The sequence below is a fragment of the Corallococcus exercitus genome, assembly GCF_042231735.1.
Classification (GTDB): domain Bacteria; phylum Myxococcota; class Myxococcia; order Myxococcales; family Myxococcaceae; genus Corallococcus; species Corallococcus exercitus_B.
The window spans coordinates 1,045,137-1,059,469 of record NZ_CP102577.1; the positions used below are offsets into that span (position 1 = coordinate 1,045,137).

A 14,333-nucleotide genomic window follows, 5' to 3' on the forward strand; every position below is an offset into this window, starting at 1 on the left:
GCCTGTGCTGGGGTGGCGATGTCATCGAGCTGGAGGTCCTGGTCGTCCAGGCCTTGGGCGCACCTTGATCAGAAGATGCCCTGTCCCGGCGTGAGGACGCGGTCCGGGTCGTAGCACTGCTTCGCGTGCTCGAACCGCTCCCAATAGGGGTGGAAGTGGCGGCGCCAGTCTGCGGGGCTCAATGGCACGGCATCCACGGGATAGATCTTCCCGCCAATGGCCGTGAGCCGGTCGAAGATGGCGCGGTTCTTCCGCACGAGGGATGCGACGTTCTCCGGCGTCGGTGGAATGGCGGTGCGCAGCAGCGAGAAGAGGAAGACATGTCTGTCGTTGGGAGTGCGCAGGAAGGGCGTGGTCAGCTCCGAGGAGCGGAAGGGGTAGAGGAGGATGGGCCCCTGTCCCATGTCGGCCTCGGTGGTCTGCGAGAGGACCTCCTGGACGAAGGACTCGGCGGACCGGGCGGGGACGAACATATCCAGCCACGGATGGGGGAAACCCCAGACGCCGAGTTGCTTGAGCAGCTCGACCAGCGGCGCGAGCCGGTTGGCGAAGTCGAAGTAGCTGCCGTCACTCACCTGGAGCGTTCCCGGCTGGAAGCCCAGGCCCGCGAGCAGTCTCGCATCGTGCGGCTCCGAGCCCGGGGTGAAGTACTTCACCACCTCGAGCTGATACGCCCGACCTCCGTTGGAGGCGACGGCGGAGCCCTCTACGTAGTCGAAGCGACCGTCCTCGATGAGCCGCCGCTGGTCCTCCATGAAGCGGTGGAGGTCGTTGTACAGCGCGATGTACGTCCGAGCGCGGGGCGGCACTTCGACGAGCCGCACCCTTGCTCGCACGATGATGCCGAACTGGCCCAGGCCCGAGCGCACGGCGTCGAACAGGGGCCGCTCACGCCGGCGCGAGCACCGCACGAGCTCACCCCGACCTGTGACGACATCCATTTCCAGGACGTTGTCCACCTGGAGGCCCCAGCGGAACGCCTGTCCGCCGATGCCCCCCGCCGACAGCGTTCCACCGATGCTCAGCTCGATGTAGTCGGTGAGCACCGGCGGGCTCTTGCCGCGGGGAAGCGAGGCCTGGAGCAGCTCGTGCCACCGGACGCCTGCGTCCACCCAGGCGCTGTCCTCGCCAACCTCGTGGACGGTCGACAGCGTGGACATGTCGATGACGATGCCCGCCGTCACCTGGGACTGGCCGAAGGTGCTGTGGCTCTCACCGAGGCCCCGAGCGGCGGCGATCTTCAGGCCCTGGCGCCGCGCGAAGCGGACCATGGCCACGATGTCCTTCACCGAGCCGGGAACGAGCACCGCCCACGGCGTGCGGTGGAGGATGTGACCGAAGTCCTCCGCGGCCGCGGTCCGCGACGCTGTGTCCAGCAGCACCTCGCCATCGAGTGACGGCAGGGGGACTGCGCCAGCCTCCAGCGTGGAGGCCCAGCTCCGGCTCATGGGATTGAATGCCACTGCCACCAACGCACCTTGGAGCAACGTCCTCCGGGAGATGGTTCGACTCGACATTCACTCCTCCTTCTACGTTGGAGACTTCCATCCTCGCGCACGCCCCGCTGTACGCGTGGGCCGATCTGACGGGCAAGGGGCTCCGAAGCATGCACGCCGCTACGGGCTGTCCGCGAGCTGCCGCTCCTCCTGCTCGCGCAGGGGCGAAAGCACGCAGCGGGCGAACACGCCCAGGTACTGCCACGAGGCGCCCATGCCCTTGAACCCCGCGAGCATCGCGCGGGCCGCGAGCACGGGCCGCATCGAAGCCAACGCCGCCGCCCCCACGCCGAACAGCACCAGCGGCAGGAGCAGCGAGAGCGCCACCGAGGCGAGCGCGGTGAGCCCGAAGGTGAGGACGCCGAGCAGGGCGAGCAGTGGAAAGAGAAGGCGTCGCACGGGATGCCCATTCGTGGCATCCGCTTCCCCCTTTCCGTCAAACCCGGGGCGGGCGGTGACGGACGCCACCGCCCGCTTCGGTCCTTCAGGGACTACTGGACGGTGTACGCCACCGTGCCGCTGCAGCTCCCGCTGTTGTAGCAGCCAACGCGGATCTGGTAGGTGCCCGCCGTCGTGGCCTTGAAGCTCGCGTAGGACAGCGTGCCGCAGGCGTCGTCGTTCGAGGCCACCTGGGTGGCTCCGTTGAACAGGCGCAGGTACGTGTCCCCCGTGCCGGAGGCGCCCGGCACCGTGCAGGTGCCGAACTTGAGGGTCTGCCCGGCGGCCAGGGTGACGTTACGGTTGACGGTGTTCTGGTTGGCACTGTTGGTGTTGGTGGCGGTGAAGGTGAACGTCACCGGCGTCGGGGGCGGCGGGTAGCCCGCGCACAGGCGCGTGCTGGTCGCCACGCCGCAGTACTCGTCGATGGCCGGCCGAACGTAGGTGATGTCCTCGCCGCGGCAGCCCGTCTCCGTGCAGGTGTTGACGACGGTGCAGCTCCCGTTGGCTTTGTAGTCGGTCTCGCCGCGCACCAGGATGCCGGCCACCGTGTAGCCGTTGTTCTCGTACACGCCCGAGCCCGAGTTGCCGCCGAACGTGTCCGTGGTGCCCACGAAGTAGTCCAGCGTGCCCGCGCGCGCGTCACGCACCTTGCCGCCCGAGTCGATCTTGAAGGGAATGCCGCTGCCCGAGCCGATGACCGTCACGTTGGTGCCCACGGGCAGCGCGGCGTTGCCCGCGCGAATGGGGGCGGGCGTGAAGCGCGGGGTGGCCGGCCGGTCCAGCCGGACGACGGCGAAGTCCAGGTTGCGACCGCCCACCGTGGCCTGCTGGCGCGCGACAATCGCCTGGCAGGAGAAGATGTCCGCGGTCGTCACCGTCTGCAGGGTGCCGGCGGCGGTGCGGTAGAAGTTGAAGACGAAGCGCGTGCTGCTGCAGGCCGACGCGCTGGTGATGCAGTGGCCCGCCGTGAGCACCAGGTCATCGTCGATGAGCGTGCCGGAGCAGAAGGCCGGGGTCGGGTCGTCCAGGAAGCGCTCGGAGGTGCAGAGGTTGTACGCGGAGCGCAGCGTGGGCGCGTTGAAGGTGACGTTGTTGGCGTTGGTCGCGTTGAAGTCCGAAGGGTTCATCAGCGCGACGGTGGACTGCTGAGCGCGGGCGCGCAGCGTGGCGTTCGCGTGCGCGTACACGTCCGTGCGGTTGTCGGTCCCGTAGACGACGGGCTGCTGCTCCGTACCCAGGGGAGCGTTGTCGGTGGGCTCGGCCTCGGGCGCCGGACCACAGGCCACGAGGGAAAGGGTACACAGCAGCGTTCCAAGCAGCGTCCTACGGCCGGAAGTCCGGGGGATTCGCATGTGCTGAACACTCCTTGAGGGTGAGGACCGCCCGCCAGGGGGCGAGCAGCGGACCGCATGCTCGCGCCAATCATGCACTCTCCGCAACACGGACTTAACGCTGAGTCATTGTGGTCCCGGAAGTCCCAGCAGAAAGTGCATGAGTCCTGCCACGGTGCCAGTGTCTGCGTGCGCCAGGACGGCTTCACTTCTGAAACGTCTTTCACGTCTTTTGACACCTGCCACCTCCCGTGAGAATCCGCGCGCCTCACGGCTGCATCGAGGAGGCTGTATGTCTGGCAAGTTCATGCGTGGTGGAAAGGTGTTGTCCCTGGTCTCGGTCATCGGACTGGTGGGGTGTGGCCCGGAGCTCACGGAACAGGAGTCCCAGTCCGCGGCGGATGTGACCGTGGACGCTCCCGCGGAGAGGACGGTCACCGCGGCCTGCGTTCCCTCCTGGGACGCGAGCTCCTGGATGGTGTCGGCCACGTCGCCCCTGTCCAGCGGCAGCCCGGGGATGCTCCGCGTCGGGTTCTGCCTGAGGCAGCTGAGCAACTGCGGCACCCTGACCCAGCGCTACTCAGGGTATGTGGTCGCGAATGGGATCCCGGTGACCAAGGCTCTGACCTTCACGGTCGCGGGCTACCAGGAAGCGTGCCAGGTGATCGAGTACGCCAACAAGGTGAAGATCGGCCCCAATTCCTTCCAGGGCAAGGCGGACAGCGCCAACGTCCTCGCCGAGGCCGACGAGCTCAACAACAACTGGACGTTCTCGGTCACGTTCTGAGCCGGCGGAACGCGCGGCCCCAGCCCCTTTCCGGCCCGTGCCGGGAAGGGGCTTTCTGTTTCAACGGGCGCGAGGCGCCGCCGGGTTACTCGATGGTCGGGGCCTGGCTCATGCCGGCCGTCGGATCCGCGCTGCCCTGACCGAGCGCGCCGCCCAACAGGGAGCTGCCCGCGGAGCCAACGGCGCCGACGACGCCCGTCACGCCCTGGGCCACGCCCTGCACGCCCTGGCTGACGGCCTGCACGCCCTGGGTGGCGGCCTGCACCAGCTCGGTGATGCTGCTGATCACCGAGGCGACGCCCTCCAGCAGCTTGCCGATGCTCTCGGTCTTGCTGGCGCCGGCCGGCGAGAAGCCGTCCGTCTGGAGCGACTGCATCATGGGCGAGGCGACCGCGGAGCCGGGCAGCTGGGCGCCGGTGGGCAGCGACGGCGAGGAGGGCGTGGCGCCCGGCAGCTGGCCAGCGTTGGGCAGGAACGACAAGGCGAGGTCCGGCAGCTGGCCGGCGTTGGGCAGGAAGGGCGAGGCGAGGTCCGGCAACGCGGTGGCGGCGTCGAGCAGCGAGGACTTGGAGAACTTGGAGTCCGGCTTCTGGGGCGCGTTCGGAGCGTTGGGCGAGGAGGGCTTGGCGTCTGGCTTCTGGGGCGAGTTCGGCGAGTTGGGCGAGGAAGGCTTCGCGTCCGGCTTCTGGAGGGCGTTCGGAGCGTTGGGCGAGGAGGGCTTGGCGTCCGGCTTCTGGGGGACGTTGGGGGAGCTCGGCTTGGCGGACGGGATGTCCTGCGCGGGGGGACGGCGGATGGCGTTGGTGGAGAAACCGCGACCGGAGGAGATCTTCATGGGGGAGCTCGTTTCGGAAGAAGAGGGTGGGGACCGCGTTCAGCGTTGAGTCCACCCATAGCAGCGGGCGTGCCAGGCCCTCCGAAGCCCCATTGCGCGCCCAACCCGTTGATCTCATTGGGGCCGCGTGTGGCGCGGCCTCCGTTCCCCCAGGCAGGACCTGGTGACTGCCGTCACGGGCTGATGTGTCCGGTCATCAGGGGCCGGAGGCGGATGGGGATCCGGCGCCCCACCTCGTACTGGCAAGCGGATGCCCACCGACCCCGAAGAACTCAAGCGATGGCTCCGAAGGAGAAAGGCCCTGACGGCGAGGAAGAAAAGGGGGGCCGGAGAAGCCATCACGTCGGTGGGTCGTAGAACGCACTCTGGCCTGGCTCTCCAAGCTGGTTCCGAAGGCTGGTCCAGGCAGGGTCGTCCTCGTTTGAGATGGTTGGTTGGCCCGGCTCGGGCGATGTGCACCCGGGTACTCAAGACCCCCTTCCTGACTTCTCAGAGAGTTGCCATGAGATTCATCCAGACGTGTTCTTCTCTCTGCGATGGGTCGCAAGACATTGCACGACAGGAGCACGGACATCATGCATCGACGAAGCCGGAACCTCGCGGTCCTCGCGGCCCTGCTCACGGGCACCGTGGCGCAAGCGGAGACAACCGCCTACTGCGCCCGCGTCACCCGGGAGCCTTTGGGCAAGGACGGTCACGAAGTCGTGAAGTTCGACGCGGACAGCGGACGCGTGACGGACGGGTCCCTCTATTTGTCCGAAGGAGACCGGCTCCAGTTCATCTTCAAGAAGCAGAACCCGTTCCGCTATGACTACCGCTTCGCCGTTACCTCCCAGCCGCTGGGGAACGCGCTCGCGCTGAGGTTCCTGGCGGCAATTCCCGGCCTGGAACTGAGCGAACGCTTCGAGTTTCCCCCCAACCGCAAGCATACGGATGGCACGTCCCTGCGAGCGGAGGCTCTGCCAGCCCCGTGCACGGAGTCCTTCACCAAAGCCCAAGCGGAGATCGAGAAGAAGGTCGAGGACCTCAGGAACCAGAGCGAGAAGCTCACCGCTGACCTCGGGTACTTCGATGCGGCCCACGGCTTCCTCCTGGCCACCAGCGGTGACAGCCTGGAGGATCCCAAGGTCATCTGCGAGCGCGCGGAACGGCTGAAGGACTGGCCCCATGCCCCGGGCTCATTCAAGGCCCGCGCGGCGGCTTTCACTAAAGAGGTCCAGGGGTTCGACGCCTTCATCGCCGCCCTGAAGGACAAGGATGGCAAGCCGCTTGCCCCCGAGTGCCAGAAGGCACTCACCGAGACGAACGCCGAGGTCAAGAAGGCCCTGACGGACGTCGCCTCCCAGCACGAGGAGAACGCCACGAAGGTGGAGGCCATGCTCCAGGAGAACAAGACCCGCATCGAGCAACTGGACACGCTCCTGTCGAGCGTGATGGGCCGCGAGGACCTCTTCTACGAAACGCGCTTCATCTCCGCGCGCAATGAGCCCACGGGGGTGAAGGTGGAACTCTTTCGCCGAGACCTCCGCATGGTGGACGCGGCCGAGCGTTCCGTGGCAGTCGTGAACATGCAACTGGGCACCAGCCGCTTCTCGCTGTCGGCGGGAGTGGTGGTCTCCAGCGTCGACAGCGGGCGCATCATCCGTCAGTCGGCGAAGGTTCCGGAGGACGGCAGCCAGGTCAGGCTCGTCTTCGGCCGGGAGGAGCAGTCGACGCTGACCGTCGCTCCGGCCTTCTTCTTCAACACGCGGCTCTACGACTGGAGTCCGAGCATGGTGGACTGGGGCATCGCCGTGGGAGTCGTGACCGCCCCCGTGAGTTCGGCCCTTCGCATTGACTACACCCTGGGGACGTACTTCTCGTTCTGGGACATCCTCAACCTCCACGCGGGCGTCCATCTGGGCCAGCGGGATGCGCTCGCTGGCGATTTCCGGTTTGGAGAAGAGGTCCCTGCGGGAACCCCCGACCCCATCCCCACCACCAAGAAGTGGCAGGTGGGATTCCTGATGGGGTTCTCGCTCCAGATCAACTGAGCCACGGCGAGTCCTCGAATAGAATCGCCACCCCGCCTGCCTGGACACGTATCCGTAGCGTGGTGATGCTTTCGGCCCACCGGCACGGTGCCGGTGGGCGTTGGATAGGGAGTTTCCTGGTGATTGACGACGGCTTCGTCATTGATGCGGTCACGCACGCGTACAACCTTCATCCCACCAACTTCCGCGCCGGCAGGTACGCGGCGTCCCTGGCGCAGCTCATCTGGGGGTTGCACAGCAGCCTGTCGGGTGAAACCCACCGCGTCCCCACGGAAGCAGGCTTCCTCAAGGACTGGTCGGTGCGGGAGCTGGCCCACATCCTCTTCGTGGAGAGCGGCGTCGACCTGGCGGTGCACCACGTGCTGCCACTGCGGACGCTCTACCATGACGGCCTCTGTTCCTATGAGAAGTCGCTGGAGATCAAGAGGCGCTACCCGAACCGCTTCCTCCTCTACGCCGGCGTGGATCCGCTGCGTGGCACGGCGGCCCTGGAGGACCTGGAGCAGCAGGCCGAGGAGCTCAAGCCGCACGGCCTGAAGCTCTACCCGGCGGCCTGGTTGGGGGAGTCGTTCCGCCACACAGGCTGGCGCATGGACGACCCGAGCATCGCCTTCCCGCTCTTCGAGCGCGCTCGGAAGCTGGGGATCCGGAACATCGCCGTCCACAAGGGGCTGCCGATGGGCGCGGTGCCCATCGAGGCCTACAAGGTGGATGACATTGGCGGCGCGGCGGATGTGTTCCCGGACCTGAACTTCGAGATCGTCCACGGCGGCATGGCCTTCCTGGACGAGACGGGAATGCAGCTGTCCCTGTTCCCCAACGTGTATGTGAACCTGGAGGTGACGGGCGCGCTCATCGTGAAGCGCGAGCGCTGGTTCGCGGAGTCGCTGGCGGCGCTGCTGAAGTGGGCGGGCCCGGCGAAGATCATGTGGGGCTCGGGGACGGTGTTCAGCCACCCGCAGCCGGCGCTGCTGAAGTTCTGGCACGACTTCCAACTGCCGGACGACCTGGTGCAGGTCGCGGGCATGCAGGTGACGCCGGAGGTGAAGCGGATGATTCTCTGCGACAACTACGCGCGCTACGCGGGCATCGACGTCCCAGCCGTGAAGGCGAGCATCGCCCACGACGAGTTCTCCAGGCTGAAGGCCCGGGGAGACATCCGGCCGTACAGCTACCACGAGGGACACCATGACTGAGCAGGCGCTGCGGGAGTGCATCCAGGACATTCCGGACCCGTGCAGTTGCGCCACCGGGGTGCCGTTGGGCATCGGGGAGATGGGGCTCATCGAGTCCGTGAAGCACCTGGATGGAGAGGTGACGGTGCGGATGCACATCACCTCTCCCATGTGCATGATGGCGGCCTACTTCATGCGTGAAATCGAGCAGCGCTTGCTCGCCCTGGAAGGTGTCACGGCGGTGCGCGTGGAGTTCGACAAGGACCTCCGGTGGACGCCCGGGGACATCCAGCCGGAGGCCCGCGAGCGGCTCGCGGCCAAACGCATCACGATGCTGGGGGGCCGCCTCCTGCCGCGTGACGAGGCGCGAACCGGCCCCGCCTGACGGCGGTCACCCGCTGTCCCAACCCGCTCGCGGTCCTGCGTCGTGGGCCCGTAGCTGATGTGTCCGGTCATCAGGGGGGCGGAGGCGGATGGGATCAGGAGCTCCAGCTCGTGCGGCTTGCCTGTAGCCCGAAGCGCTACAGCCAGGCAGGGCCCTGTGACGTGAATCGACACATCTCCATTCACGAATCACAACCACCACGATCGGCCCACGCTCGAATTGCCCTCTGGAATCCCTGGGAATGTTGGGCTCCGGGATGGCTGGCATGAAGCCTGCTTTGCGCCGTGCCTGCTTCATCGCGACGGAAGAACAACCTTCACCTGGGAAGACACATGCACATGCGGATCGCCGTGGGAATTCTGGCCGGAGGACTGATGCTCGGTTGTGGCGGCGTCGATTCGGAAGCAACGACAGGCGACGCGGCAAGAGAGGCCATCCCGGAGAACGCGGGCACGGTCCAGGCCCAGGCCGGCGCCATGGCCGATGAGTTTGAAGTGAAGGCCCACGGCGAGTCGGGCGTGTCCTGCAACTCAGAGCAGCGGAAGGCCGCGGAGGAGCACATGGTCAAGAATCACAGCAGCTTCGCGAAGATGGTCAGCTGTGAATTCGTGATCATCAACTACCAGGGCTACATCCGCTATACCTACACGTACTGAAGCCTGTCGTTCACCCACCGGCGCCAGGCGTTGGCCTCCACACCCAACCCTGGCGCCTACCGCCGTGGCAGCTCGACTTCCTCATCCGTCGGTCCGAGCACCCGCGGTCCTTCCGGTGTCCACACGATGGGGTCGATGCACATCCGCCGTGCCGTCTGGCCCACGTCCCACGCGTGGTAGACCATCACGTCCTGACCGTCCGGCCCGACGACGACGCTGTTGTGCCCGGGCCCGATGATGCGACCGGGGACCGTGCGCAGCAGCGGCGGCACGCCCTTCGGCTCCGTCCACGGGCCGAGCGGGTGGTCGGCGACGGCATACGCGACGCCGTACGACGGCGTGAGCCAGGAGCCTCCGGAGTAGAAGCACCAGTACCGCCCGTGCCGCTTCACGACGGACGGCCCCTCCAGCGTGTGCCAGTCGTAGACCTGGCCGTACATCGGGCGCTGACGCAGGTAGATCTGCCAGTCATCCGAGGGCGTGAGCATCGTGCGCGGTCCCCCGCGCAGGGCCATCATCCCGTCGAGCACGTCCACCGCGAGCATCGTTCCGACCCGCGCTCCCTCCAGCACGTCCCGGGCGTGGAAGAGGTACCAGGTCCCGTCGTCATCCCGGAACGGCGAGGCGTCGATGGCGAACCGTTCGTCGGGGCTCAGGTTGACGCCCAGGTCCCGGAACGGGCCCGTGGGCGAGTCCGCGACCGCGACGCGCAGGTGGTGGCCCCGGTCTTCAAACCCCACCGAGTAATACATCCACCAGCGCCCCTCGTGCTCCGCGACCTCCGGCGCCCAGTAGTCCGTGCCCTGCGCGGGCGGCAGCGGCTCCAGCGCGCCGCCCACCGAGGTCCAGTGCACGAGGTTGGGGGAGGTGAGCACCTCGAACGGTCGTCCATCGACGACCTTCCCGGTGCCATAGGCGACGTAACCACTTCCCGTGCGCAGCACGAACGGGTCGGCGAAGTAACCGTCGTGGACGGGGTTGCGATAGCGGATCGACATGGTGCGGGTGGATATCACGGCGTGGCTCCACGACCGTGGTGACGACTGATACCCTCCAGGCAGATGACTTCAGTCCCCGCCCACCCCGGGTGAGGGCGTCAGGAGACCTCCCTTGTCCGGCATCGGCAGCACGTCGTTCCGTGGCCTTCTCGCCGCGGCCCTGGTCCTGAATGGCTGTGCCACGAAGAGCGAGACGCCCCCACGGGCCGACGTGGCCTACGCGCCCGTGTTCCGGGCCAACTTCCCGGACCCGTTCATCCTCGAGCACGACGGGCGCTATCTCGCCTATGCGACGAATGACGGCGTCAACGTGCAGATGGCGGCCTCCACCGACCTGACGAACTGGCGACTGCTCATGGAAGAGGGGGCGTCCGGGCGCAAGCACGACGCCATGCCGGTCCTGCCCACCTGGGCGCAGGAAGGCTTCACCTGGGCACCCGAGGTGCTGAAGGCCGACGTCGGCTACGTGCTCTATTTCACCGCACGTCACGCGGCCAGCGGCCTGCAGTGCATTGGTGCCGCGACCAGCCAGGAGCCGCTCGGGCCCTTCACGTCGAAGGCCCCGGAACCCATTGTCTGCCAGCAGGCGCTCGGCGGCACCATCGACGCGAGCCCCTTCCGGGCTCCGGACGGGCAGCTCTACCTCTACTTCAAGAACGACGGGAACCACTCCGCCTTCAACAAGCCGACGGAGCTCTTCGCCCAGCGGCTCTCCCCCGATGGACTCCAGCTCGTCGGCGAGCCCGTCTCGCTCGTCCGCAATGACAAGCCCTGGGAGCGACACGTGGTGGAGGCCCCCACCATGGTGGAGCGGGGCGGCGCCTACTTCCTGTTCTTCTCCGCCGGGGACTATGGCTGGCAGGACTCGGAGCGCGTGTCGAGCTACGCCATCGGCTACGCCACCTGCGAGGGGCCGCTGGGCCCCTGCGTGGATGCGCCCACCAATCCGTTCCTCGGCAGCACGTCCCAGCCGTGCCTCAGCGGTCCCGGTCATCAGACCGTGTTCCAGGCCGGCGGCGAGGACCTGCTCGCCTTCCACTCCTGGTCGGCGACCCAGGCCTGCGGGCCCGCGAAGCAGGGCCGCTTCATGCACATTGCCCAGCTGACGTGGCAGGACGGCGTGCCCCGCATCGCCCCGCTCGCGCCGCGCTGAGGCTCCGGACTCCGGAAGCCCCAGCGCGGACCCGCGGGCGCTGACTAGATGCGGAAGCGCAGGCCCAGCGCGAAGATGCTCTCCTCGTAGCGCACGTCGCGAGGGTAGGTGTCACCCTCGGGCGTGAACTGCCGGAAGCTCCGGTAGGGGTTGCCGAGGATGTTGGACGCGTCGAACGTGAAGGAGAGGCCGTCCAACGGCTTCGACGTCCAGGGCGCGTAGCTCGCCGAGAAGTCGAGCCGCGCGACGCCGTCCACGTACTCCCCCGTGAACCCGTCGCCGTCGGGGTTCTGGACGTAGCTGGTGATCCACCGCGAGCGGCGGTTGTACGCCAGCCGCGCGGAGAGCCCGTCGCGCTCGTACATGGCGACGAGGTTGTAGGACCACTTGGACACGCCGGGGATGCGGCCCACCTCGCCCAGCCCCAGGTTGAAGCCCGTGGGGAAGGCCTGCTCGTCGTCCAGGTACGTGACGTTGGCGTAGGCGCCGAAGCCCTTCAGCCAGCCCTGCGGGAGGAAGTCGAAGAAGGTGCCGAGCGACGCCTCGAAGCCCTGGATGCTGCCCTCGCCGCCGTTCACCGGGATGTTCACGCGCACCCGGTCCTGCCCGTAGGTGGGGTCGTCCCGCGTCACGTCCAGGTTCGTGATGAAGCCCTTGATGTCACGGTGGAACAGGGCGAGTGACGCCATGCCGGTCTGCAGGAAGTAGTACTCCAGCGAGGCGTCGTAGTTGTTCGAACGCACGGGCTCCAGGTCCGGGTTGCCGCCACTGCCGGTGATCTGGCAGCCCGGCGGCGGGTTCGGATCATTCAGACAGGGCGGGGGAGAGCCGAGGGTGACGGGGCGCATCTGGTCGAAGCCCGGCCGCGTGCGCGTCTGGTTGGCGGACAGCCGCAGGTGCAGGTCGGGGATGAAGCGGATGCGCGTGGTGGCGCTGGGGAGCAGGTCGGTGTAGCTCCCGCTGCCCTTCTGGACGGTACCGCCCACCGCCGTGGTGGAGACCTCGGTGTGCGTGCCCACCACCCGGGCGCCGACGACGCCGTCCACCGGCACGCTGCCGACCTTGAACTCATAGCGGCCCTGCCCGTACCCGGCGTAGGTCTGCTCGCTCGCATCGAAGATGCGCAGCCGCTCGGGGGCGCCCGGGTTGAAGCCCTGGATGGCGCGCAGCTGCTCCACGTTGTTGCGGAGGCTGTCATACGTCGGCACCACCCAGGAGCGCGTCCCCTGGATGTCGCCGCCGCCGCGGAAGCCGGGGCGGAACACATGCAGGTCCACCGGCATCTCGGAGAGCGGCGTCCCGGCCGCCAGGCCGCAGGGCGCACCGGGGTTGCCGCCGTCATCGTCGGCGCAGTAGCGCTGACCGTTCTCCTGGTAGGCGTCGCGCGTCGTGGCCCGGAGCCCGAACTCAATCTTCGGGATGAAGGACACGCCCGTCCTCAGGTCGGCGTCCGCGCGGGCCTGCCAGTCGTCACCCGCCGCGACATAGGAGCGGTCGAAGAAGCCGACGTAGCGGAAGTTGGCGGGGTCCGTCAGGTCGTAGTCCTGCAGCGCGAACTCCATGCCGCCGGGCCCCCGAGGCACGTCGAAGTTGACGTTGAACGTGGGGGAGGTGGCCAGCTCCTGGTCGAAGCTGTAGAGCGACAGGTCGAACTTGCTGTTCGTCCTCGCGACGTCGGCCGTGACGCGCAGCGGCCCCGCGTCGTACACGCCGCCGACGGCGAGCTGGAGGGTGTCCGTCTCGCGTCGGGTGGCGCCCTGGAACATGAACGGCCGGGCGGCGTTCTCCACCGTCATGCTCTGCGCCTGGTCCGTCGTGCCCGGACGCAGCAGCACGTTGGTGTAGCGGGCGCCCTCGCCCCACAGCCGCATCTCCAGCTGACGGTCGGAGACGCTGTCGCGGTAGCCCTGCCAGAGGCCGTCGACATAGAACTCGAGCGCGTCATTCGGCTTCCACTGCACCGAGCCGTTGATGGACGGCCGCTCGCGCTGGCCCCCGCCGTAGAAGATGCCGACCACGTCCGGAGAGCGGAACTGCTGGCCCGAGTCAGCGGCCGTGCCGGGATTGATGAAGCCGGTGTTCCAGCGCGCGGAGTCCAGGTAATTGAGGCGGGTGTAGGAGAAGTTGACCAGCGCGCCCAGCTCGCCCGCCCCGGTCTTCCAGCGGTCGGTGATGAGGAGGTTGGCGTTCGGGTCATACCGGCCGGACTGGTTGGCGTAGCTGCCCCGCACGGAGCCGGAGACCTCGAAGCCGTCGAAGTCGAACGGCCGGCGCGAGCGCACGTCGATGAGGCCGGCGAGGCCGCCCTCGACCTGATCGGCGGTCGTGGTCTTGTAGACCTCCAGCGCCGCGATGGCGCCCGACGGGAAGTCCGCGAGCGCGACGGTGCGCGTCTCGGCGGTGAAGATCTCACGGCCGTTGTAGGTCGTCGTGAGCTCGGGCAGGCCGCGCACCAGCACCTGGCCGTTCGCCTCGCCGCGGGCGCGGTCCACCTGGACGCCCGGGATGCGCGCCGCCGTCTCGGAGACGGTCACGTCCGGCAGCTTGCCGATGTCCTGCGCCACCACCGTGTCGACGATCTGGTCGGAGTTGCGCTTGATGGTCTGCGCCTGCTGCATGCTGCGCTGCAGGCCGACGACGACGACCTCCTCGTAGAACTCGTCAGCGCCAACGTCGTAGGCCTCGGTGGCTTCGGCGTACGTGCCCGCGTCCACCTGCTGCGGGGGGGCCTGCACCACCGTCCCCGCGTCCGGCGCCGTCCCGGCGTCAGGGGCGGGCGGCGTGTTCTCCGCGGTCCGCAGGGGCGCATCCGTCTGGGCCGCCCGGGCTCCGGATGGGGCGGTGGAGAGCATCAGCAGCGCGAGGGAGGTCGGACAAAGAAGAAGCGTCTTCAAGCGCATCCAGTGCTCTCCTAAATTTTCATGCATTCCAGCTTTGTTCGGGTGGCATCTGCCTTAGGGGCTGGAGGGTGTCAAGACGAGTTATCACTGCTTCGCGGCGCCCGGGTCCCGAGGGAGAACAAGACTCCCTGCGTCAAGAACGG

General features: G+C 67.8%; 12 protein-coding genes. 6 read left to right on the plus strand and 6 right to left on the minus strand.

The window, feature by feature from the left end; translation table 11 throughout:
* Window positions 1-68 precede the first annotated feature (68 nt).
* The 3 genes from NR792_RS03890 to NR792_RS03900 all read right to left on the minus strand — a co-directional run bounded on the left by NR792_RS03890 (window position 69) and on the right by NR792_RS03900 (window position 3,289).
* Window positions 69-1,448, minus strand: a complete 1,380-nt coding sequence (locus NR792_RS03890) for an FAD-binding protein (protein ID WP_375758716.1) — start codon at window positions 1,446-1,448, stop codon at window positions 69-71.
* Window positions 1,449-1,616: 168 nt separating this feature from the next.
* Entirely contained in the window at window positions 1,617-1,895 is a 279-nt protein-coding gene (locus tag NR792_RS03895; protein ID WP_375758717.1) for a hypothetical protein, read from the minus strand.
* Window positions 1,896-1,987: 92 nt separating this feature from the next.
* A complete protein-coding gene (locus tag NR792_RS03900; RefSeq protein WP_375758718.1) occupies window positions 1,988-3,289 on the minus strand; it encodes a trypsin-like serine protease in 1,302 nt (433 codons plus the stop codon).
* Between the two features lie 271 nt (window positions 3,290-3,560).
* Between NR792_RS03900 and NR792_RS03905 the strand changes: the two genes are divergently transcribed.
* Window positions 3,561-4,055: a hypothetical protein gene (locus NR792_RS03905; RefSeq protein ID WP_375758719.1), complete on the plus strand. Its 495-nt coding sequence runs from the start codon at window positions 3,561-3,563 to the stop codon at window positions 4,053-4,055.
* An 85-nt stretch (window positions 4,056-4,140) separates the two neighbouring features.
* Here the strand turns inward: NR792_RS03905 and NR792_RS03910 are convergent, their stop codons facing one another.
* On the minus strand, window positions 4,141-4,890 hold the full coding sequence (locus tag NR792_RS03910; RefSeq protein WP_375758720.1) for a hypothetical protein: 750 nt from the start codon (window positions 4,888-4,890) through the stop codon (window positions 4,141-4,143).
* Window positions 4,891-5,465: 575 nt separating this feature from the next.
* Between NR792_RS03910 and NR792_RS03915 the strand changes: the two genes are divergently transcribed.
* From NR792_RS03915 to NR792_RS03930, 4 genes are all read left to right on the plus strand, one after another.
* Complete coding sequence (locus tag NR792_RS03915; RefSeq protein ID WP_375758721.1) at window positions 5,466-6,923, plus strand: hypothetical protein; 1,458 nt, start codon at window positions 5,466-5,468, stop codon at window positions 6,921-6,923.
* A 119-nt stretch (window positions 6,924-7,042) separates the two neighbouring features.
* Window positions 7,043-8,119: an amidohydrolase family protein gene (locus NR792_RS03920; protein ID WP_375758722.1), complete on the plus strand. Its 1,077-nt coding sequence runs from the start codon at window positions 7,043-7,045 to the stop codon at window positions 8,117-8,119.
* A complete protein-coding gene (locus NR792_RS03925) occupies window positions 8,112-8,483 on the plus strand; it encodes a metal-sulfur cluster assembly factor (protein ID WP_375758723.1) in 372 nt (123 codons plus the stop codon). The genes NR792_RS03920 and NR792_RS03925 overlap by 8 nt, the downstream gene beginning before the upstream one ends.
* Window positions 8,484-8,821: 338 nt before the next feature.
* Complete coding sequence (locus tag NR792_RS03930; protein WP_375758724.1) at window positions 8,822-9,139, plus strand: hypothetical protein; 318 nt, start codon at window positions 8,822-8,824, stop codon at window positions 9,137-9,139.
* 56 nt (window positions 9,140-9,195) lie between these two features.
* On the opposite strand, the gene NR792_RS03935 is transcribed toward NR792_RS03930, so the two are convergent.
* Window positions 9,196-10,137 carry a glycoside hydrolase family 43 protein gene (locus tag NR792_RS03935; RefSeq protein WP_375758725.1) on the minus strand — a complete coding sequence of 314 codons (942 nt, stop codon included), beginning with the start codon at window positions 10,135-10,137 and terminating at the stop codon, window positions 9,196-9,198.
* A gap of 112 nt (window positions 10,138-10,249) precedes the next feature.
* Here NR792_RS03935 and NR792_RS03940 point away from each other — a divergent pair, with 112 nt between their 5' ends.
* Window positions 10,250-11,290 (plus strand): glycoside hydrolase family 43 protein, encoded by a 1,041-nt coding sequence (locus NR792_RS03940; RefSeq protein ID WP_375758726.1) that lies wholly within the window; start codon window positions 10,250-10,252, stop codon window positions 11,288-11,290.
* A 44-nt stretch (window positions 11,291-11,334) separates the two neighbouring features.
* On the opposite strand, the gene NR792_RS03945 is transcribed toward NR792_RS03940, so the two are convergent.
* Window positions 11,335-14,190 (minus strand): TonB-dependent receptor, encoded by a 2,856-nt coding sequence (locus tag NR792_RS03945; protein ID WP_375758727.1) that lies wholly within the window; start codon window positions 14,188-14,190, stop codon window positions 11,335-11,337.
* Window positions 14,191-14,333: the final 143 nt, after the last annotated feature.

Coding starts and splice junctions, on each gene's coding strand:
- NR792_RS03890 (WP_375758716.1), bottom strand. CDS start 1,448: ATGAGCCGGAGCTGGGCCTCCACGCTGGAGGCTGGCGCAGTCCCCCTG.
- NR792_RS03935 (WP_375758725.1), bottom strand. CDS start 10,137: ATGTCGATCCGCTATCGCAACCCCGTCCACGACGGTTACTTCGCCGAC.
- NR792_RS03910 (WP_375758720.1), bottom strand. CDS start 4,890: ATGAAGATCTCCTCCGGTCGCGGTTTCTCCACCAACGCCATCCGCCGT.
- NR792_RS03915 (WP_375758721.1), top strand. CDS start 5,466: ATGCATCGACGAAGCCGGAACCTCGCGGTCCTCGCGGCCCTGCTCACG.
- NR792_RS03930 (WP_375758724.1), top strand. CDS start 8,822: ATGCGGATCGCCGTGGGAATTCTGGCCGGAGGACTGATGCTCGGTTGT.
- NR792_RS03900 (WP_375758718.1), bottom strand. CDS start 3,289: ATGCGAATCCCCCGGACTTCCGGCCGTAGGACGCTGCTTGGAACGCTG.
- NR792_RS03925 (WP_375758723.1), top strand. CDS start 8,112: ATGACTGAGCAGGCGCTGCGGGAGTGCATCCAGGACATTCCGGACCCG.
- NR792_RS03945 (WP_375758727.1), bottom strand. CDS start 14,190: ATGCGCTTGAAGACGCTTCTTCTTTGTCCGACCTCCCTCGCGCTGCTG.
- NR792_RS03905 (WP_375758719.1), top strand. CDS start 3,561: ATGTCTGGCAAGTTCATGCGTGGTGGAAAGGTGTTGTCCCTGGTCTCG.